This window comes from Sulfuricystis thermophila, from assembly GCF_004323595.1.
GTDB lineage: Bacteria > Pseudomonadota > Gammaproteobacteria > Burkholderiales > Rhodocyclaceae > Sulfuricystis > Sulfuricystis thermophila.
In genome coordinates, this window is record NZ_AP019373.1 from 1,890,738 (window position 1) to 1,908,559 (window position 17,822).

The 17,822-nt window shown below is 67.1% G+C and carries 16 protein-coding genes and 1 pseudogene; 2 read left to right on the forward strand and 15 right to left on the reverse strand.

The features are described 5' to 3' along the window. Window positions 1–169 precede the first annotated feature (169 nt). Window positions 170–1,260: pseudogene (locus M52SOB_RS09520) on the reverse strand (IS5 family transposase). A 487-nt stretch (window positions 1,261–1,747) separates the two neighbouring features. On the opposite strand from M52SOB_RS09520, the gene M52SOB_RS09525 reads away from it, so the two are divergent. After that, a protein-coding gene (locus M52SOB_RS09525) for an IS3 family transposase (RefSeq protein WP_131111635.1) occupies window positions 1,748–3,321 on the forward strand; the annotation gives its coding sequence in 2 pieces (ribosomal slippage) (window positions 1,748–2,186 and window positions 2,186–3,321; 1,575 coding nt in all). A gap of 274 nt (window positions 3,322–3,595) precedes the next feature. Here the strand turns inward: M52SOB_RS09525 and M52SOB_RS09530 are convergent. Continuing rightward, a protein-coding gene (locus tag M52SOB_RS09530; protein WP_125902533.1) for an IS3 family transposase occupies window positions 3,596–4,794 on the reverse strand; the annotation gives its coding sequence in 2 pieces (ribosomal slippage) (window positions 3,596–4,527 and window positions 4,527–4,794; 1,200 coding nt in all). Between the two features lie 113 nt (window positions 4,795–4,907). On the opposite strand from M52SOB_RS09530, the gene M52SOB_RS09535 reads away from it, so the two are divergent. After that, entirely contained in the window at window positions 4,908–5,246 is a 339-nt protein-coding gene (locus M52SOB_RS09535; protein ID WP_102043236.1) for a YnfA family protein, read from the forward strand. Between the two features lie 115 nt (window positions 5,247–5,361). On the opposite strand, the gene M52SOB_RS09540 is transcribed toward M52SOB_RS09535, so the two are convergent. From M52SOB_RS09540 to M52SOB_RS09600, 13 genes are all read right to left on the reverse strand, one after another. After that, window positions 5,362–5,832 (reverse strand): lysozyme, encoded by a 471-nt coding sequence (locus M52SOB_RS09540; protein WP_284155065.1) that lies wholly within the window; start codon window positions 5,830–5,832, stop codon window positions 5,362–5,364. After that, window positions 5,817–6,290, reverse strand: coding sequence for an HNH endonuclease signature motif containing protein (locus M52SOB_RS09545; RefSeq protein WP_102042210.1), 474 nt, complete (start codon window positions 6,288–6,290; stop codon window positions 5,817–5,819). Before M52SOB_RS09545 ends, M52SOB_RS09540 begins: the two co-directional genes overlap by 16 nt. Next, window positions 6,290–6,772 carry a hypothetical protein gene (locus M52SOB_RS09550; RefSeq protein ID WP_102042209.1) on the reverse strand — a complete coding sequence of 161 codons (483 nt, stop codon included), beginning with the start codon at window positions 6,770–6,772 and terminating at the stop codon, window positions 6,290–6,292. Before M52SOB_RS09550 ends, M52SOB_RS09545 begins: the two co-directional genes overlap by 1 nt. Continuing rightward, a complete protein-coding gene (locus M52SOB_RS09555) occupies window positions 6,769–7,059 on the reverse strand; it encodes a DUF6127 family protein (RefSeq protein WP_102042208.1) in 291 nt (96 codons plus the stop codon). The genes M52SOB_RS09550 and M52SOB_RS09555 overlap by 4 nt, the downstream gene beginning before the upstream one ends. Before the next feature lie 66 nt (window positions 7,060–7,125). Beyond that, on the reverse strand, window positions 7,126–7,476 hold the full coding sequence (locus M52SOB_RS09560) for a DUF2793 domain-containing protein (protein ID WP_102042207.1): 351 nt from the start codon (window positions 7,474–7,476) through the stop codon (window positions 7,126–7,128). Then, window positions 7,476–9,677, reverse strand: coding sequence for a phage tail protein (locus tag M52SOB_RS09565; protein WP_131111636.1), 2,202 nt, complete (start codon window positions 9,675–9,677; stop codon window positions 7,476–7,478). Before M52SOB_RS09565 ends, M52SOB_RS09560 begins: the two co-directional genes overlap by 1 nt. Further along, entirely contained in the window at window positions 9,674–9,946 is a 273-nt protein-coding gene (locus M52SOB_RS09570) for a hypothetical protein (protein WP_197722809.1), read from the reverse strand. Before M52SOB_RS09570 ends, M52SOB_RS09565 begins: the two co-directional genes overlap by 4 nt. After that, window positions 9,943–10,182: a hypothetical protein gene (locus M52SOB_RS09575; protein ID WP_017365809.1), complete on the reverse strand. Its 240-nt coding sequence runs from the start codon at window positions 10,180–10,182 to the stop codon at window positions 9,943–9,945. The genes M52SOB_RS09570 and M52SOB_RS09575 overlap by 4 nt, the downstream gene beginning before the upstream one ends. A gap of 9 nt (window positions 10,183–10,191) precedes the next feature. After that, on the reverse strand, window positions 10,192–10,989 hold the full coding sequence (locus M52SOB_RS09580) for a phage BR0599 family protein (RefSeq protein ID WP_127478511.1): 798 nt from the start codon (window positions 10,987–10,989) through the stop codon (window positions 10,192–10,194). Window positions 10,990–10,998: 9 nt separating this feature from the next. Next, window positions 10,999–12,690 (reverse strand): hypothetical protein, encoded by a 1,692-nt coding sequence (locus M52SOB_RS09585; RefSeq protein WP_127478512.1) that lies wholly within the window; start codon window positions 12,688–12,690, stop codon window positions 10,999–11,001. 7 nt (window positions 12,691–12,697) lie between these two features. Next, on the reverse strand, window positions 12,698–13,690 hold the full coding sequence (locus M52SOB_RS09590; RefSeq protein ID WP_127478513.1) for a hypothetical protein: 993 nt from the start codon (window positions 13,688–13,690) through the stop codon (window positions 12,698–12,700). A 6-nt stretch (window positions 13,691–13,696) separates the two neighbouring features. Further along, window positions 13,697–14,629 (reverse strand): hypothetical protein, encoded by a 933-nt coding sequence (locus tag M52SOB_RS09595; RefSeq protein WP_102042202.1) that lies wholly within the window; start codon window positions 14,627–14,629, stop codon window positions 13,697–13,699. Beyond that, complete coding sequence (locus M52SOB_RS09600) at window positions 14,630–17,821, reverse strand: tape measure protein (RefSeq protein ID WP_172600508.1); 3,192 nt, start codon at window positions 17,819–17,821, stop codon at window positions 14,630–14,632. It lies immediately after the preceding gene. Window position 17,822 lies beyond the last annotated feature (1 nt).

Below are 17,822 nucleotides of genomic sequence, written 5' to 3' on the forward strand. Positions count from 1 at the left end.
CGGATTCGGCTCCGCTTAGCAGGCCGTTGAAAAAGTGGGCATCGAACGCATCAGGGACGCTGTTTTCGAAGAAACGAGTGGCCCAGACGCGTCTGCGCAGCGATTGCACCGGCCAATCTGGCCTGTTTGCAGGCCATCTCGCCCATTTCGGGCGCACGTATCCCCGGGCTCACGCATGATGCGCGTCCCACCAGCCGCCGATGCTGCCCATGCGCACCAGGTTGTAGGTGGCAAAGCACAGCAGCGCCTGACCCGTGAGCTTGGCCTGACCGATGAGCTTGGTCTTGGCCAGACCACCCACGGTCTTGATCCAGCCAAAGGCCTCCTCAATGCGCTTGCGCACCTTCTGACTGGTCTTGTAGCCCTCGTGTCGGGTGATCCGGGCATCCACCGCCGAGTGCTTGTCCTTGGCCGCTACGTGCGGCGTGACCTTGAGCTTTCGGCAGCCCTTGATGAAGGCCTTGCTGTCGTAGCCCTTGTCGGCCCCGACCGTAGCCCGCTTGTTCTTGTTGTCCCGACGCTTCAACATGGCCAGCGCCGCCTCGCGCTCGGCGGTGCCGCTGGCATGGGTGATCTCCACGTCCACGATCAACCCGTTGCGGTTTTCCATCAGGATGTGGCCCATGTGGCACAGGCGGGACTTGTCGCCCTGGCTCTTCTTGAACAGGCGGGCATCGGCGTCCGTGGTGCTGGCGTGGGTGTCGTTGCAGCGCTCCTGCCCTTTGAAGTCCACCTCGGGGTTGCGCCCGGGCGGGCTGGCGCTGTCGTCGTCCCGGCGCTTGAAGCTCTTGTGCGAGGCCCAGGCCTCGATCAGCGTGCCGTCCACGCTGAAGTGTTCGTCGCTGGTCAACTTCGCCCAATCGGCGGTGTGCTTGACCCGCTCGAAGAAGGCGCGGGCCAAGTCTTCGTTGAAGAGCCGCTCGCGGTTGGCGCTGAAGGTGGAGTGGTCCCAGACCTTGTCCTCGATGTTCAGGCCCACGAACCAGCGGTACAGCAGGTTGTAGTTGACCGCTTCGACCAACTGGCGCTCGCTGCGGATGGAGAACAGGATCTGCAGCAGCAGGGCCTTGAGCAGCATCTCCGGCGGCACCGAGGGGCGGCCCCGGCGGGCGTACACCGCGTCGAACTCGCGGTTCATCGTCGCCAGCAGCGCAACGACTGCGGCGCGCAGTTTGCGCAGCGGGTGTGTCTGCGGCACGCGCTCTTCAAGGCTGATGTAGCTGAACATCGCTTGCCTGGGAAGTCTTGGTTGCCTCTCATCGTCCTCGTCTGGGTTGTTCGCCGATGGCTTCAGATCGTACTGGCCGACGCCAGCGTCGACGGGGGATTTTTCAACGGCCTGCTAGCTCGGCACACCCGCGCACCCAGTCTCGGTCCATTGCGCCGAACTTCGGGCCTGGGAGGTCACGCAGCAGCGCGACGGTTGCACCAGTAGAAGGTTCACTCCGCGTCGCGGGCCTTCGTGCCGTTCGGGGCAAAGAGATGCGGGCATCCTATCCCCCCGCGTCAGAATACTTGTCGCCCCGATAGGACCAGAGCTGTGAGACTGGTTCATTGATGGTGGTGGGAGGCTGTGGAGCTTGTGGGCGAAGGCCGGCGCGGTGGGCAACGCGGATGCGTTGTCCACGGCAAGCTGGCCGGTGCGCGAAGCGCATCGTCCACAAATGCACAGCCTGTGCGGCGCCGAAGGCGCCGCCCCCCGCACACCATCGTTTCATCGACACGGGGGCGCGGATGAGAGAAGAAGTTGGCCCGATACGGACAAGCATTCAAGGTCCGGGCGGTGGCACGCATGCTGCCGCCGGAGAGCGCCGCACCGCAGGTGGTGTCGCGCGAGATCGGAGTGGGCGTGGACACGCTGGAGCGCTGGCGCGCTGAGTCGTTGGCCAGGCCGGCGAAGGAGCGCGTGTGGACAGCTGCCGCGCGCCTGGAGGCGGTGATCACGACCGCGGCGATGGACGATGCCTCGCGCAGCGCCTGGTGCCGCGAGAACGGCGTGTACGCGCAGCAACTGCAGCAATGGCGAGACAACGCGGTGCGGGCACTGGCTGCACCCGAGCAAGTACGTGCCAGCCCCTCGCAGACCAAGGAGGATCGGCGCCGCATCAAAGAGCTCGAGCGAGAGGTACGCCGCAAGGACAAGGCCCTGGCCGAGGCGGCGGCGCTGCTGGTGCTGTCAAAAAAAGCCGAGGCGATCTTCAACAGGAACAAGGGCGAGGACGAATGATCGGCCTCGAAGATCGCCAGGAAATTGCCCGAGACATCGAAGCGGCTTGCGATGCCGGTGCGCGCCTGAAGCCAGCGTGCGAACTCATGGGGATCAGCGCGCGTACCTTGCAGCGCTGGAAGGCCGGCCAAGGCCTGGAATCGGGCGATGGCAGGCCGCAGGCCGTGCGGCCGGCGCCAGCCCATGCGCTGAGTGATCGCGAACGTGCGCAGATCGTCAGCGTGGCCAACGAGCCGCGCTTCGCCGATCTGCCGCCGGCGCGCATCGTGCCGACGCTGGCTGACGAGGGCGTCTACATCGCCAGCGAGTCCAGCTTCCGCCGCGTGCTGCGTGCGCAGGGGCAAATGAGTCACCGCGGGCGCGCCAAGGCACCACGCAAGGGCCGGCCACCGACCACTCACGTGGCCACCGCGCCGCGACAGCTGTGGTGCTGGGACATGACGTTCCTGCCAAGGGATGTCGCCGGACGCTGGTTCTTCCTGTACCTCATCATGGACGTGTACAGCCGCAAGATCGTGGGCTTCGAGGTGCACGAGGACGACGACTGCGACCACGCTGCGCGGCTCGTGCAGCGCACGGCGCTGGCCGAGGGCATTCACGCCATGCCGCGTGACGAGCGACCCGTACTGCACGGCGACAACGGCGCCACGCTGAAGGCCACCACCGTGCTGGCCATGCTGTGGTGGCTGGGCGTGAAACCGTCGTACTCACGGCCCCGCGTGAGCGACGACAACGCCTTCGTCGAAAGCCTGTTCCGCACGGCGAAGTACCGGCCGGAGTTCCCAGAAAAGGGCTTTACGGATCTGTGCGCCGCGCGCGAGTGGGCGCGCCAATTCGTGCATTGGTACAACCACGATCACAGGCACAGCGGCATCCGCTACGTCAGCCCGGCACAGCGCCATGAAGGCCACGACGTCGCGATCCTTGCGGCTCGGCACCAGGTCTACCTCCAGGCTCGCGAACGCAACCCCGCGCGCTGGTCACGCGGCACACGCGACTGGTCGCACATCCGGGCCGTTACCCTCAACCCTGAACGCGACTCTGTGGTCACAACGGCTGTGAGCCGAGGAGACATTCAGCCGATTGCTGCGTGACAGAGGCGACAAGTAGCTTGACGCGCGCCGGCGTGTCGTCGATTACCGGTGCGTGGGTCTGCACAGCGGCAGGCGAGCAATGCTTGGCACATCCGCGACTCTCCGACGTAGCAGAAATTTCATCAAGCTTGGTATTTTGGTTCATGAGGGCTCCTATTGTTCCGTCCATTAGAAACCATGTAGCAACTAAAGAGTCAAGAGAGTAAAATGCACGTCATCGATGCCCTCAGTACATTGACCTTGCCCCTGTTTCGTGTAGCTCTTAACCCACGGTTCACGCGGCCTTTTTACGCTGTGCCTCGTACCAGCGCTGCTCGTACTGCATCGGGCTGAGGTAGCCCAGCGACGAATGCAGCCTGCGGTGATTGTAGAAGGCTATCCAGTCCATCACCGCCTGCCTGGCCTGCTCACGGGTAGCGAATTTGCACCCATGTACGCTAGCTGTTTTCAGCCGACCCCAGAAGCTCTCGGTCGGTGCGTTGTCCCAGCAGTTCCCCTTTCTGCTCATCGATGAACGCATGCCCCAGTCCTTCAAGGCATCCTGGAACTCATGGCTGCAATACTGGCTGCCCCGGTCGCTGTGGAATACCAGCCCAGGAGGTGGCCTGCGGCGCCACCACGCCATGGCCAGTGCGTCCTTGACCAGGCTGGCCTGCATGTGCGGCTGCAGGCTCCAACCCACCACCTGACGGTTGAACAGGTCGATGACCGCAGCCAGGTACAGCCATCCCTCGTCGGTTTGGATGTAGGTGATGTCGCCACTCCACAGCTGGTTGGGCGCCTCGGGGTTGAAGCGCCGCTGCACCAGGTCGGGCGCCATCGGCAGGCTGTGGCGGCTGTCGGTAGTCACCACGAACTTGCGTTTGGTCTTGGCCCTGATGCCGTGCTGCTGCATGAGCTTGCGCACCCGGTCCTTGCCCACCCGGATGCCCCGGGCCAGCAGTTCCTTGTGCATGCGGGGCCAGCCGTATTCCCCCTTCACCTCGGCGTGGATGGCGCGCATGTACGCCAGCAGGGCTTCGTCACTGTGACGCCGGGCAGGTCCACCGTGGCCCGCCTGCCGCCGGCGCAGCCAGTTGAAGTACCCGCTTGCGCTGACCTCCAGCACCCCGCAGGACACACTCACCGGGTACAGCTTTCTCATTTGGTGAATCCAGGCGTACCTCGCAGCGTGTCCTGCGCGAAGTACGCCGCGGCTTTTTTTGCGATGTCGCGCTCCATGCGAAGGCGAGCATTCTCTGCACGCAACCGGGCTATCTCCATCTGCTCGGGCGAGACCTGGATGCTCTTGCCTCCACCGCCCGCACCGTCCAATTCTCCCTTGGCTGACAGCCGTACCCAGTTGCTCAGGCTCGCTTTGGGAATGCCCAGTACCTTGGCCACCACCGCAATCGCCTGACCCGAGCGGACCTGCCGAACAGCCTCCTGCTTGAACTCTCGCGTGTACTGCGCACGCACCTGCTTGTCACTCATCTCTGAACTCCTTGTCGGTATTTTCAACAAGGGTTAAGAACTCCAGTTTTCAGGGGCAACCTCACATCCGCATTTCCCGGATGCGCACCATCAACATCTGCATTGAGGGCATGATGATCGAGCTCACCAAGACTGCTGCCCTGTTCGCGCTCACGGCTGTCGCCGAGATCGTGGGTTGTTACTTGCCGTGGCTGGTGCTCAAACAGGGTAAATCGTTGTGGCTGCTAGTGCCAGCGGCGAGTGCGCTGGCACTCTTCGCCTGGCTCCTGACGCTGCACCCGAGCGCGGCGGGACGTACCTACGCCGTCTACGGTGGGATGTATGTCGTCATCGCACTCGTCTGGCTATGGGCCGTGGACGGTATTGCGCCGAGTCGCTGGGATCTCGCAGGGGCGACTGTGGCGCTGATCGGCATGGCCATCATTGCCCTGCAGCCGATTCAGGCATCCTAAGGTGCGCCACGCACGAATAAGAATGGTGACAACCGAGACATTTTCGAGAGGCCCATTGACTCGGTCAGGCTGTCACTTCATTTACTCATAACAATGAGGTTGGAAGCTACTTGATTCATTCTTGGAGTAACAAAACTTCAGCCTCTCGCCGAGCTACCAGACCAGGTAGCACCTTACCTCCACCGTAGACCCAGCGCCGCAACTCGCGAGCCGCGTCCAGCCAGTCGCGCTGATTAATCCGCCGCCGCAGCGTTGATGTCTGCAGACGCCCAGCCCCAAGGTTGAACGTGAAATCCACGATGGCCGAAAGTCTTCCCTCGGGTTCGGCGGCGAGCACCGGGCAGTAGCGCAACGTTGCGGCGAGCGCCACCTTCAGATCCTGGGCGAGGTAGGCCTCGGCTTCTTCCTCGGTGATCGGCGGATGGTCCGGCCTGCAAAGGTGACCGTAGCCGATCGTTGGATAGCCGGCCGGACAGATGTACGGATAGGCGCGGTTGGGATCGTGCTTGGGCACGCGATGGAAGCCCTCGAAGCGCTTGGCGAGATCAATAGCCGCCTGGGGTACCACGATCACATGCGTGTCCATCGCTCCATCCGTTTGATGAGGCCGATTGCCGACGGCGACACCCCAAACCGTCCGGCGAGATCACGGTAGCAGCCACTCTCGGAGCGAATCGTCTGGACTGCTTGACGGGTCAGGCGGGCACTGCCGTTGCGCTCGCCAAAGAGGTGCGCCGATCGGCCCTTCGTAACCATGTCAGCGCTGTTGTCGCGTGCAGTGCCGACGAACAGATGACCGGGGCGGACACACTGCGGCCTGTCGCAGCGATGGCAGACCATGAGACCGTCCGGGATCGGACCATACGCCAACTCGTAAGCGACTCGATGCGCACGCAGCTGCGCGCCGTCCTTGCGTTTGATGAGCCCGTAGCCTTGCGGATGCCTGGCCCCCTTCCAGATCCAGCACCCGCTATCCGGGTCGAAGTCGATTTTCTCGAGGAAGCGCCAGCGCAAGGGCGTCTCGGGGCGGCCCGTTCGCGCCATCACACCGCTCCCCGTGCCTTCTCCAGGGTGCGATTCAGGAACCAGTAGTTCAGGATGCCTGCGAGCAAGGCCTGATCCGCTTCCGACCAAGCTGCGAGCAACGCTGGCCCGAACCCCACGCCCGACTGCACCGAGCCGACGAAGGCCGAGAGTTTCACCCCGGCATACATCAGCACGAAGATGTAGGTGACCACGGGCCTGACCGTGGTGGACAGCGCATCGGCCCACTTCACGCCCGAGGTTCGGCCCTGCGCCGCCACCGCCTCGCGCAAGGTCTCGAGGGCCCCCACGTTCCACGCGGCATCGGCCCCGGCACCGATCTCGGCCATGCGCTGGGCGCCGCGCAGCTTCTCGAACTCAAGCGCCTTGTCCTGCATCGCCAGTTCGTGGCTGCGCTCGCCCTTGCGGTCCAGCCACTTCAGGATCTCCGGTGCCAGACGGAAGGCTCCGCCCAGCAGCCCACCGAGCAGGGTCTCGATCATTGGCCACCTCCCATCAGCTTGAGCTTGATGACGGCGCCCGCGACCAGCGCCAGGAGGAAGCCGGTGGTGACGAGCCGGATCACGGTCTGCCAGGCGGTGTGCTTGGCGGCGTTGAAGGCTTCGAGCAGGCCGCGCAGCTCGCGGATATCGTGGGCGGCGTCCTCGCCGTCGAGGCCGACGTCGGCCAAGGCGCGCCTCGCGCCGCGTTCGGCTGCGCGTGCGAGCAGCTCCTCGAACTCGTCGCGCGGCATGACGACCATGCCGTCTTGCAGAGTGGGTGGGCTCATTGCTGGTCTCCAGAAACGACGAACCCGCCGGGCGGCGGGTTCGGTGGATGATGGAAAGGGAAGCGATCAGACGGCGATGCCGGGGCTCCAGCCGGTCGCCTTGTAGACGGAGAGCACGCCCTCGTCCTCGACGAAGCAGGTCCAGCCGATCTTGGGGACGTGGTACTCCCACGCGCCCGCGATGCGCACGGCGATCTGGTCGGTGCGACCCGCCCAGGCGCCGGTGGCGGTTGCCGGGACGATGTAGCGATCGCCGTCCACGGGTGTCGCGGGTGGGGTGGCGAGATCGCGGTCCTTGACCGACAGGCCCACCACGGCGCCGAGCCGCTTCAGGTTGGCGTCCATGCCGCCGTTCCAGTTGTGTTCGCCCTGGGCCCAGCCGTAGGCGAGGCCGAGGTTCGGGTCATTCAAGGCCATCAGACACCTCCGTAGTAGTCGCCGTAACGCAGGCCGTAGCCGGTACGGTCGAATTCGATGACGTGTTTCTGCCAGGACAAATGGCCGTCGCGGCTCGCCTCGATCTCCACCTTGACGTGCGCGTTGACGCGCCCGAGGCCGGAGTCGGCGAGCTCCTGCGCCAGCGGCCAGGTGGTACCGTTACCCGTGATGCCGCTCACCGTGCGCGCGAGCTGCCCATTCTCGTTGTAGAAGCGCACGGTTGTGGTCTGGCCCGCCTCCGGCGTGATCGCCCCCTCGGTCTGCAGGACGAGGTAGGCGGTCTGGGACTGGCGGTTGCGCGTGGCCCAGCTCACGTTGATCTCGCCGGCCACCACGGTCGGATAGCGCTTGCCGTTGACCTGGGCGTTGCCGGGGCAGTACGGACGGATGAAGCGCTTGTTGAGTGGCAGGCTCATCTCTGTGGCCGCCGCCTCGGGCAGCGTGCCGCGTGCCGTGCGGGTGAGGAGCTTCACGCGCACCGTCTCGCCGGCGACGTACTCGGGCGTGAGGTAGTGGCGGAAGCCGTCGACGAACCAGATGCGGCTGCCTGCGGGGTGGCTCGCCGGCACCGTATCGAGCATCCCGCGCTCCAGGGTGACGGTCTGGGTCGCGAGGTTGAGCGACACCACCTTGAGCCATTCGCCGTCGATCACCGTGAGTCCTCCGGCAGTCACCTCCTCGAGGTCGATGCCGGAGGTCAGCCCCACACTCACCTGCGCGGCCGACTGCGGCAGCATTGCCGTGAGAACCGCCGTGGGCGTGAAGATGCCGAAGCCCTTCTCGGTGAAACTGCCGCTGACGCGGGCCAGTGCCTTGAAGCCGAAGGCGTCCGACGAGGGGCGCGAACCGCAGGCTGCCACCAGGCCGTCGAGATCGTCGATGTCGCCGAGCAGGCTCTGGGACTCGCCGGTGAAGTCCTTGACCACCGACCAGTACGGCACCTCGAACAGGGTCTGGTGGGGGCACGGCGCCGGCAGGCTGGTCGGCTCCGTCCAGCCCGAGGGGGGCGGCGCCGAGTAGACCGACTGCGGCAGGCCGAAGATGTCCTGCACGCACTCCACCCGCACCGCCCCGTTCGCCAGCTCCCCATAGGTGATGCGCGCGACGCGCATCACCATCTGGTCGATGCCGTAGGGCGGCCAGGAGAGCTTCACCACGTCGCCGATGTTGAGGCCGGATGCCTGGCGGTTGGCGACGAAGGTGCATTTGGCGAGGGGGCTTACGAGTTGCTTCAACTCGCGCATGGCCACCCGGTTGGCCAGCTCCGCTCGGCTGATGCCGGGGTAGTTGACCGTGGTCGCCACCACGCCGCCGTTGAGCTGCACGGCGGCGATGTCCTGCACTGTGACGCTGCCGTCCTTGTCCGTGACGCCGTCGCGGTAGACGACGGTCACCTGGTTGGTGATCTCACCCCAGGAGGGCCGCGTGAAGTCCTCGATGCGCAGGATGTTACTGGGGTCGAAGATCGGTAGACTGGAGATCGTGTAATCGTCGCGCGCGAGCTTGAGGGTGAAGAGCCCGGTGCGCGGATGGACGTAGAGCAGCCCGTCCACGTGCCGGAGCACCGACAGGATGAAGTCCTCGATGGTCTCTTCCTTGTTCCACAGCAGCGACAGCCCGAAGCCCTCGGCATGGAGCGCGTCGGCGGCCGCCGTGAAGCTGGCATCGTCGATGTCGCTCGTCGGGTAACCCATGCCCCACTCGCCGTTGGTGAGGCACTCGCGCACGATGTGGGCCGGGTTGGCGTCGCCGGAGATCTCGGCCTTGGCCGCGTACCACTGCCTCGGCACCCGCTTGGCGCGCACCGACCAGGGCTTGATGTAGGGGTTCATGGCCGCGACCCACACCCGGCGCAGGATCAGCGACACCACGCCGCGGAAGGCCGGGATGTCGGCGCCGAGGCGCTCCTGCAGGTAGGCGTTCCGTCCCTGGGTCGGCCCGCCCATCAGGATGTCCACCGGCCCCTGCACGCCGCCCTCGCGCTCCTCCCCGCCGAAGAGATTGGGGTTGTCGATGGTGATCGTGGTGTTGCCGGTGACGTTGCCCGACCAGGCGACGCGCTCGCCCACCCGGATCTCGGTGATGGCGTCCAGCGGGCCGTGGCACAGGGCGAGGTGGGCGCCGAGGCCGTACCAATAGCCGACCGTGTACTCCTGACTGCCTTTGCCGCCGCCGCTCATCCTGCCTGCTCCTTCTGTGCGCTTCGCGCATCCCTCGCTGCGCTCGGGACCAGCACTTCGTGCTGTCCTGCGGCCCTTTGGGCCTTGTCGGCTACCTCGGCGAGGCGGATCGCCATCGCGTCACCCGTGGCGCGCAGCCAGTCGGCCGGGACCCCTCGCTCCACGAACTCGGCCCAGGTGTGGCTGCGCCCCTCGAACCAGCGACGCATGCCGCGGGCGCAGTAGCCCAGGGCACGGGCATGCTCCAGCCGAGCGATGACCTCGGTCACTTCTTGCCCCCGGAGGACTTGCGGATCGGCCGCACCTGCACGTCGCCGTACCAGACCACGTTGGGCCCGGAGATCACCCGCGTACCGAACAGCACCGGGATGGGGGCGTCCTGGGAGGCGATGGGCACGTCCTTGTCGCCGATCTGGCCGGGCTGGGCGTCCTGCACCTTGGGGCGCGGCGCGAGCAGCGCGGACAGTACCGTGGTGACGACCCAAATGATGATCTGTTGCCACATGGGAAAGCCTCACACGATGGCGTCGCCGGTGAAGGGGTTCTTCACCGGGATGAAGGGGAAGCCGCCGAAGTTGTCCAGGTTGCCGAACCTGTCCTTGCAATGCGCCATCGTGTGGTCGCAGCCGGCATAGAGCTGGACCGCATCGCCCGCCGTGAGGCCGACCATGGGAGCGACCAGGGTGAGGTCGATCCCGGCGTGACCGACGATCATGCGCGCGCCGGCGGTGGTGGCGAGCATGCCGCCCACGAAGTAGCCGTCCGGCCGGCTGGCGGCGACGGCGACCTGGACGGTCACGCCGCTCACTGCCGCTACGGTGCCGTCCACCCGAAAGCTGTCTTTCAATGCGCCGCAGCCGCTGGAGTAGAGCACGTGGCGGCACAGCAGCTGGTAGCGGGCACGCAAGCCCGGCCGCTTCAGGCTCGAGGCGATGGGCTCGCACTTGAGGGTGGCCTCGGCGCCGGACAGCCGCGCGCCGGTGATGCGCCCCTTCCAGTAGGTGATGAACTCGGCGTCGCCGACATGGCGCCGGTAGAGGGTCACGCTCACCACACCCTCGGGCGGGGCGGCGAGAAATAGACTCGCCACGGCCAGGTCGCGCGGCATGCGGATCTCCAGCCCCAGCCGCGCGAGCTCGTTGCTCTGCTCGAGGCCGCCGCGCGAGATCGTCGCCGGCTGATAGGTCTCGGATTGGTAGTCCACCGCCACCTGCCCCGAGGTGTAGAGCCAGCGCTGCGTGCCCTGGGAGAAGCGGTAGAGCTCCTGCGGTTGTCCGCCGTGGGCGGACTGTTCGATGCCCAGATAGCTCATGGTCTTAGCTCATGATCTCAACGTCCGGGTGGAGAGCTGCACGCGCGCCGTGGCGTCCGTCTCCCAATGCAGCTCGACCGCGTCCTGGTCGAGCCGGGCCAACTCCAGGTACGAGACCTGCAGGAATTGCTGGGGTTCGAGGGTCACGCCCAGCGGCGCGTCCAGGGAGAGCAGCTCCTCGTCCTCGGAGATCTCGTTCGCCCCGGTGATACGGCGATGGAAGGTGCCGGCCGTGGTGAGGAGCCGCAGGTCGCGCCGCAAGGGATCGGCGGCGACGAAGCGGGCGTAGCCGACGTTGCGGACGACGAGGCCGGCATCCGTGGCCGCCACCGTGCGGCTGACTTCGAGGTCGGACTCGAAGGTCGGCAACCAGCAGGGATTCGCCCGTCCCGCGCGTGCGGCGAGCCAGCCCCGGAAGGCGGTCGCCTTGCTCCGGTCGGTGAGCAGCCAGGTCAGCGTGCGTCCGATGAGCGGGGAGCCCGACTCGTCGTCGAAGGTCGGCAGTCCCGTCCCGTAGTCGATGATGGAGAGGCGCCGAAGCCACCTGTCCTCAAGGTCGGTGCTCCGGTTGGGCCGCCAGTCGAACACCCGGTAGCCCTGATAGGCCGGGCCATAGTCGGCGACCGCGGGCGCCGTGATGTCCTCGATGCCGAAACGGCAGCGGCCGACGGCGATGGTGTCGGTGGGACGCGTAACGGCCACCTCGCCCTCGAGGCGGGCGAGCCGCGCCGGAAACACCCGCGTGCCGGCCGGCCAGCTCCCGGCCAAGGGGAGCTTGAGGGTCAGCGTGTTGCCGGCGATGGAGAGGATCTCCACCGCCTCGTGCCGCGTGTTGGAGCGCCACAGTACCGCCAGACCGCCCGCGTGGTAGTCGCTGTTGGCGGCATCCTGCACGGTGAGCGCGGTGCTGCCGATGGCGGCCTCGCCCGCAAGGGTGGAGACGTCGGTCCACACCGGCAGGCAGTAGATGCGTGCGCCCCAGGCGAACAGCAGGTGATCCAGCACCTGGGCGTCCCGGCCCTCGATCAGGAATCCATACTCGAAACCGCGTCGCGGCAGCTGCCGCAGGCGCACCCGCTGCTCGGTGCCGTCGTAGGCCTCCAGCACCTCGGTGAGCCATTCCAGCCGCTCGGTGATCCCTTGCGACCAGTCCGGACGCATGCCGAAGACCACCACGCGGCGGCCGGTGACCACCAGCAGCGCGGTGAGCCCGCCGGCAAAGACGAAGCGGTAGGCGGCGTCGATCACCGGCGCCCCGCGCGTGCCCGCTGCGAAGGTGTAGAGGCGCGACTGCAGCGGCCCGAAGGCGAGCGGCGGCGCCGGCTGGCCCGAGAGCAGCAGCCCGTCCGTTCCGGTCTCGTCGATGGCATCGAGCGTCTGCGCGTCGAACCGAGCGTTCCACACCTCCAGCACCCGCTCGACCGGACTCACCAGGTTGCCGAGATCGATGGTCGAAGGGATGACGTGGATGCGGTGATACCAGTCGGCCCCAAAGGTGGGCAGCAGAGCGCCGTTGACGCCGAGCCGCAGCTCGTCGACGGGCTGGGTGTCGAGCCGCGCGCCCGGACGCATGACCGAGCTCGCACTCGGGTCGAACGGAAAGGCGACCGGCACGCGCTCGGAGACCTCCGGCGAGCGCGACCAGGTCGGCGGCTCCTGGCGGGCGGCACCAGGCAGGATGGAACCGGGAAAGGTCGGCATGATCCGCTCAGGGGATGAGTCTCACGGCATAGCCGTGCACGCCGCTCTTGCCGTTCTTGGAGTGGGCCGGGAAGGCCATCCACTGCTCGGCGCCCAACGCGAAGACCTCCGCCGGCGCGTAGTGGGTGATGTTGAGATAGCGCAGGTGCGGCGTGAAGCCGAAGGGCGAGAAGAAGCCGGAAGGCCGCGCCACGAACAGGTAGAACGGCAGCATCGGCGTCACGCCGTTCAAGGTGTTGGGCACGTGACCCCACCAGTAGCGCGCCAGACTGTCGCGCGGCGTGCCCGTGCCCCGTTCCCACAGCGCCTTGGCGCGCTTGCCGGTGAGCGCCCAGTCCTTGCAGACCGAGTGCCAGTCGGTGGCGCCGTCCACCTCGGCGAGGACGAAGTTCGCGCCGCCGTAGTACTTGTAATCGTTGAACGGCAGGCCGAAGTGCCGGTCGTGGTCGTAGCCGAAGACGTAGTCGGTGAAGCCGCTGTACGTATAGGTGTAGGCGTCCGGGCCGAACGCGCCCGACACGAACGCCCCGCCGCCGTAGCTGCCGAACTTCGTGAGATCCCCGAAGGCGAGATGGTGATAGACGCCGGGCGAGACCTCGGCGACGAGCATGATCAGTTCGGGCGTGGCGGCCGAGAGTAGGTGGTAGGTGTTGGCGGTGCCCACCTCGAACAGGCCGCAGGCTTCGGCGCGGTAGCTCGTGGTGTTGCTCACGTAGCTGGCGTTGACGATCGATCCGGGTTGATCCCACCAGGGCTTGCCGGCATCGAATCCCGTCGAGCCGATCAGCCAGATGCCGGTGATGGTGTTGTAGCGTGTGGAGAGGCGCTCATTCACCGCGGAGCGCAGATGGACGTAGAGCCCGCCCTTGGCGAGCGACAGGGTCTGCCCGGTGCCGTCGGGGGCCCAGCGCAGCTGGGTCCAGCCGTTGGCCACCGCGAACACGCGCAGGGCGTCGAGCAGCTGATCGGGGTTGGCGGAGGTACCAGTCTGGTAGGCCATGGTCGGTCACGAAAGGCGCAGCGCCCAGTAGTCGCGCACGCTGGTGCGATACACGTTCTGCACCACGAGGTGGTCCACGCCGCCCACCGTGATCAGGTTCTCGGCGGCGTTGTTGAACCCGGAGACGTGATAGACGCCTTCCAGCTCGCCGAAGAGGTCGTGATCGGTGCCGGAGTTGTATTGCGTGAGCACGATGGGCGAGAGCACGTAGGTGCCGTCCGGCGCCTCGCGCAGGTTGCCGAGGTAGGTGTAGTTCGTCGGCCAGACCGGGCGCGGCCCGTCGTAGCGATACTCGGACGACGAGTAGGCGACGTTCTGGAACGGCAGCCAAGCGCCCGAGGGGCCGCGCAGCATGCAGGCGGTGTTGGCGTTGTTCTGTCCATCCTCGCCCGGGTCGACGAAATGGCGGTGGTTGGGCGAGGTCACGCTGTAGTTGCGGCCCCGCTGGCCGGTCATCGAGCCGCCGACGAGCAGCGGGTACGGATACTGACCCGGCGTCGCGTAGGGCAGGACGAAGCCCAGGTGCGCCGCCTGGTAGACGGTCGAGATCTTCGCCACCACCACGGCACGTCGGCCGTTGGCCACGAACCAGTACGGGATCGCTGTGTTCCAGAGCGACATCATCGGCAGCCAGCCGCTGATCGCGCCCGGTTGCGTATAGAAGTCGTTGGCCGGGTTGAAGCCGATGAAGCCGTTCAGGTCCCACATGTAGTAGCCGGCCGTGGCGTTCTCGTAGGCCCGGATGCCGCAGTAGATCTCCTCGGCACCGGCCAGGCCGGGCGCCTTGAGGATGAGCTCTTTCGTAGCGGCGTCCGTCGTCCAGTGCAGCGCCTGCCACTGCTGGCCCGCGGCGACCAGATTCGGGTGAGTGGTGAGGAAGGCATGGAAGCGGTCCAGCAGATCGCGGTAATCGCTGGCCGTGCCGATTTCGAACGCCATTTACGCAAGCACCTGTCTGACGGCTCCCGCATTGCGTTGCAGGATGTTGAGGATGGTCTTCTCGCCCGCGGACGAGTTGAGGTAGTCGGCGGCCATCGCCGGGTCGATCACGTTGACGATGCGCACCGCCTGGCCCTGCGGTTGCGGGGGCGGCATCTCGGGCACCAGCCCGCCGGCGGCGAAGGTGAGCCGGGGCCCCTGGATGCGCGGTCCGCCTTCGATGCCGTTGATCGCCTCCAGGAACGCCACGCCCACGCGCTTCACGGCGGCGGCATTGACTACGTACTCGCCGGCGGAGAGTCGTGCCGGGATCGAGTCGCTGGTGGAGGTGCCCGGGCCGGTGACGTAGCCGCCGCCGGCGAAGCCCTGGAACAACGACGAGACCAGCGATCCCAGGCTGAACCCGCCCGCGCCGCCGCCCCCGAACAGGCTGCCGAACAGCGCCTCGGCGAGCTTCTGCGAGGCGATGCGGTTGATGGCGGCGAGTACCGAGCGGGCGAAGTCGGCGAAGGCGTCCTTGGCCGACTTGGCGCCGCTGCCGATGGCCTCGAACATCTGCGCGAAGCCGTCCTGCACCGCCCCGTCGATGGCGACCGCCACGTCGTCCACCACGAGCTTCACCTGCGCGATCTCGTTCTTCCAGGTCTGTACCCGGGCGACGGCCTCCGGGCCAATGGCCGCGGCGGCGGCCTCCAACTGCGGCAGGAGCGCATCGAGCGATTCGCCCGTCTGGCGATGCAGCGCAAGGATTTGGCTTCGTGCCTGGGATTCGGTGAGTAGCCCCGACTGGCGCTGCAGGTTGATCGACTCCTCGGATGCACGCATCCGGGCGAGCGCGTCGTTGAACTGGCGCTCGTAGTCGGCGAGATCGGCGGCCGCCGACTTGACGTCGATGAGGCGCCCGACCGTGGCCACGCCTTCGGTGTCGCCCTCGGCACGCAGCCGCTCGATCAGCGTCTGGTACTGCCGCTCGATCGCCGCGCGTCGATCCTGGCTGGTCGCCGCCCCGGTGAGGTCGAGCAGTTCGTCGCGCACCTTGGCAAGCTCCTCGCGCAGCTCGCGCTCGGCCTGGGTGGCCTTGCGGGCATTGGCGACCTCGACGTCCGCGCGCTTGTTGTTGAGGACGGTGAGCTCCGCTTCGAGCTTGGCGACCTCGGCTTTCGCCTTGAGGCGTACCGGTTCGTCCTTGCCGGTCCTCTGCAGGCGCTGCTGCTCCGCGAGCGAGACCTGCACGCGCCGGATCTCCGCATCGATCTCCTGCTGCTCGATCCGGGTCTTGGCCGCGTAGTAGTCCTTGAGCGAGATCAGCCGGTCTTCGAGGGAGGCATCCAATGCCCGCGCCTGACGGTCCAACGCGTCCTTGAGGAGCTTGAATTCGGCCTCGGCCTGGGCCTGCACGAGGGCGAGCTTCGCTGCTTCGCCTCCCTTGTCGGGGGCGGACAAGGCCTGCGGCTGCGGACGGCCGAAGACGCCCGGCTGGGTTTGCTCGGGGCGGATGCGCCGGGCGATGGCTTGCGCGGCCTCCCCGACGTAGTCGCGCGTGACGGCGTCGCGCACGGCTCCAGCCAACTCCTTCCCGAAATCCCGCACCTCGCCGAGCTGGCGGCCGAGTGCTGCGCGCAGCGCCTGCATCGAAAAGTCGCCGCTGAAGGCCGCTGCCACGTCCTGGCCCAAGGCCTTCGCCAGCTCTCCGATGTCGGAGAAGGCGCTACGAAAGCGCTCGACCAGGAAGGCGGCCGTGATGCCGACGACGCTGCCGATGGCGTTGAACGCGCCGATGACGACGTTCACCATCGCGCGGACGGCCGTGCCGATGGCGTTCAGCGCGCCGACCATCGCCGCGCGCACGCGGACCCAGGAGAGATCGTTGGTACCGACCAGCCTTCCTAAGGCTCTGACGACTTCGCCGACCTTCTCGACGACCAGGTCCCAGGCGGCGGCGACGATCTGCTTGATCGAGGCGGTCCTGCCGCCGAACTCGACCACGGCGTCGCGCGCCGAATAGAGTGCGCCCGCGAGCAGCCCCGCGGCGGTCACGATGACGCCGATGGGCCCGCCCAGGAGCGCGAGCACCCCGCGCAACAGACCCGCGGCGCGACCGAGCAGGGACGTGGACGCTACTGCCTGAGCCACGGCACCGGAAGCAGCGGTGGCTTGCAGCCGGGCCTTGGCCGCATCCGCGACCAGCGCGCCGGTGGCAAGCCCTTGCGCACGTGCCTGAGCCAAGGCGGCATCGGCGAGCCGCACCCGGGCGAGCGCCTCGGCTTCCAGCGTGCGCAGGTTGGCCAGGCGCGCGGCCGCTTCCGCCCGGGCGGCAGCAACACTGGTCGCGAAGGCGCCGGCCATCCGCCCGAACGCGGCAACCAGCACGACACCGGCCAAGTCGATCAGCAGCTCGAGATGCCCGGCGACGAGCTGGATGGCCTGCGCCAGTCCCGCCGTCAGACCCGAGCTCGCGTCGCGTTCGCCGAAGGCTCGCTGGAAGGCGTTCCTGAGGCGGGTGAGCGCACCCGACACCGTATCGGGGAGGCTCGCGTACTCCTCGGCGAGGCGCGTCCGCTCCTTGAGCAAGGCGTCGAGCACGGCCTTCGAGGTGATCTTGCCTTCCTGCGCCAGGGCCCGCAGTGAGCCGAGCGGCACGCCCATGCCGTCGGCGATGGCCTGCGCCAGGCGCGGCGTCTGCTCGATGACGGAATTGAACTCCTCACCGCGCAGCTGGCCCGAGGCGAAGGCCTGCCCCAGCTGCAGCAGGGCACCGGCCGCCGCGTCGCTGGATGCGCCGGAGAGCGACACGGCCTGCCCGATGGCGTCGGTAGCCGCCAGCACGTCCGCCTGCGAACGCCCCAACGCCTGCACCGAGGGTGCGAGCCGCGCATAGAGAGTGATGGTCTCTGCCAGGGGCGCGCGGTTTTTCTGGGCGATCTCGAAGAGGGCCGCGTCGGCGCGGTTGAACTCCTCTTGCGAGGTGACCGCGAGCTTGAGGCGCGCCTGCAGGTTCTTGTACTGGTCGGCGACCTCGACCAGTTCGCGCACCCCCAGCCCGATGCCGATCGCACCGCCGATGCGGGAGAGCACCTGGCCGACCTGGGCGGCTTCGCCGCGCAGGCGGGCGAGATTTCCCTGTACGGACTGGAAGGCCCGTCGCGTCTCATCGACGGCGGTGATGAGGATCTGGGCACGGTTACCGGCCACG

Excerpts from the sequence above, each read along its gene's own strand:
- M52SOB_RS09560 (WP_102042207.1), bottom strand. The coding sequence starts at position 7,476 with ATGGCCTTGAATGACCCGAACCTCGGCCTCGCCTACGGCTGGGCCCAG.
- M52SOB_RS09580 (WP_127478511.1), bottom strand. The coding sequence starts at position 10,989 with ATGAGCTATCTGGGCATCGAACAGTCCGCCCACGGCGGACAACCGCAG.
- M52SOB_RS09545 (WP_102042210.1), bottom strand. The coding sequence starts at position 6,290 with ATGGCGCGAACGGGCCGCCCCGAGACGCCCTTGCGCTGGCGCTTCCTC.
- M52SOB_RS09550 (WP_102042209.1), bottom strand. The coding sequence starts at position 6,772 with ATGATCGAGACCCTGCTCGGTGGGCTGCTGGGCGGAGCCTTCCGTCTG.
- M52SOB_RS09565 (WP_131111636.1), bottom strand. The coding sequence starts at position 9,677 with ATGAGCGGCGGCGGCAAAGGCAGTCAGGAGTACACGGTCGGCTATTGG.
- M52SOB_RS09585 (WP_127478512.1), bottom strand. The coding sequence starts at position 12,690 with ATGCCGACCTTTCCCGGTTCCATCCTGCCTGGTGCCGCCCGCCAGGAG.
- M52SOB_RS09555 (WP_102042208.1), bottom strand. The coding sequence starts at position 7,059 with ATGAGCCCACCCACTCTGCAAGACGGCATGGTCGTCATGCCGCGCGAC.
- M52SOB_RS09575 (WP_017365809.1), bottom strand. The coding sequence starts at position 10,182 with ATGTGGCAACAGATCATCATTTGGGTCGTCACCACGGTACTGTCCGCG.
- M52SOB_RS09590 (WP_127478513.1), bottom strand. The coding sequence starts at position 13,690 with ATGGCCTACCAGACTGGTACCTCCGCCAACCCCGATCAGCTGCTCGAC.
- M52SOB_RS09540 (WP_284155065.1), bottom strand. The coding sequence starts at position 5,832 with ATGGACACGCATGTGATCGTGGTACCCCAGGCGGCTATTGATCTCGCC.
- M52SOB_RS09595 (WP_102042202.1), bottom strand. The coding sequence starts at position 14,629 with ATGGCGTTCGAAATCGGCACGGCCAGCGATTACCGCGATCTGCTGGAC.
- M52SOB_RS09535 (WP_102043236.1), top strand. The coding sequence starts at position 4,908 with ATGATCGAGCTCACCAAGACTGCTGCCCTGTTCGCGCTCACGGCTGTC.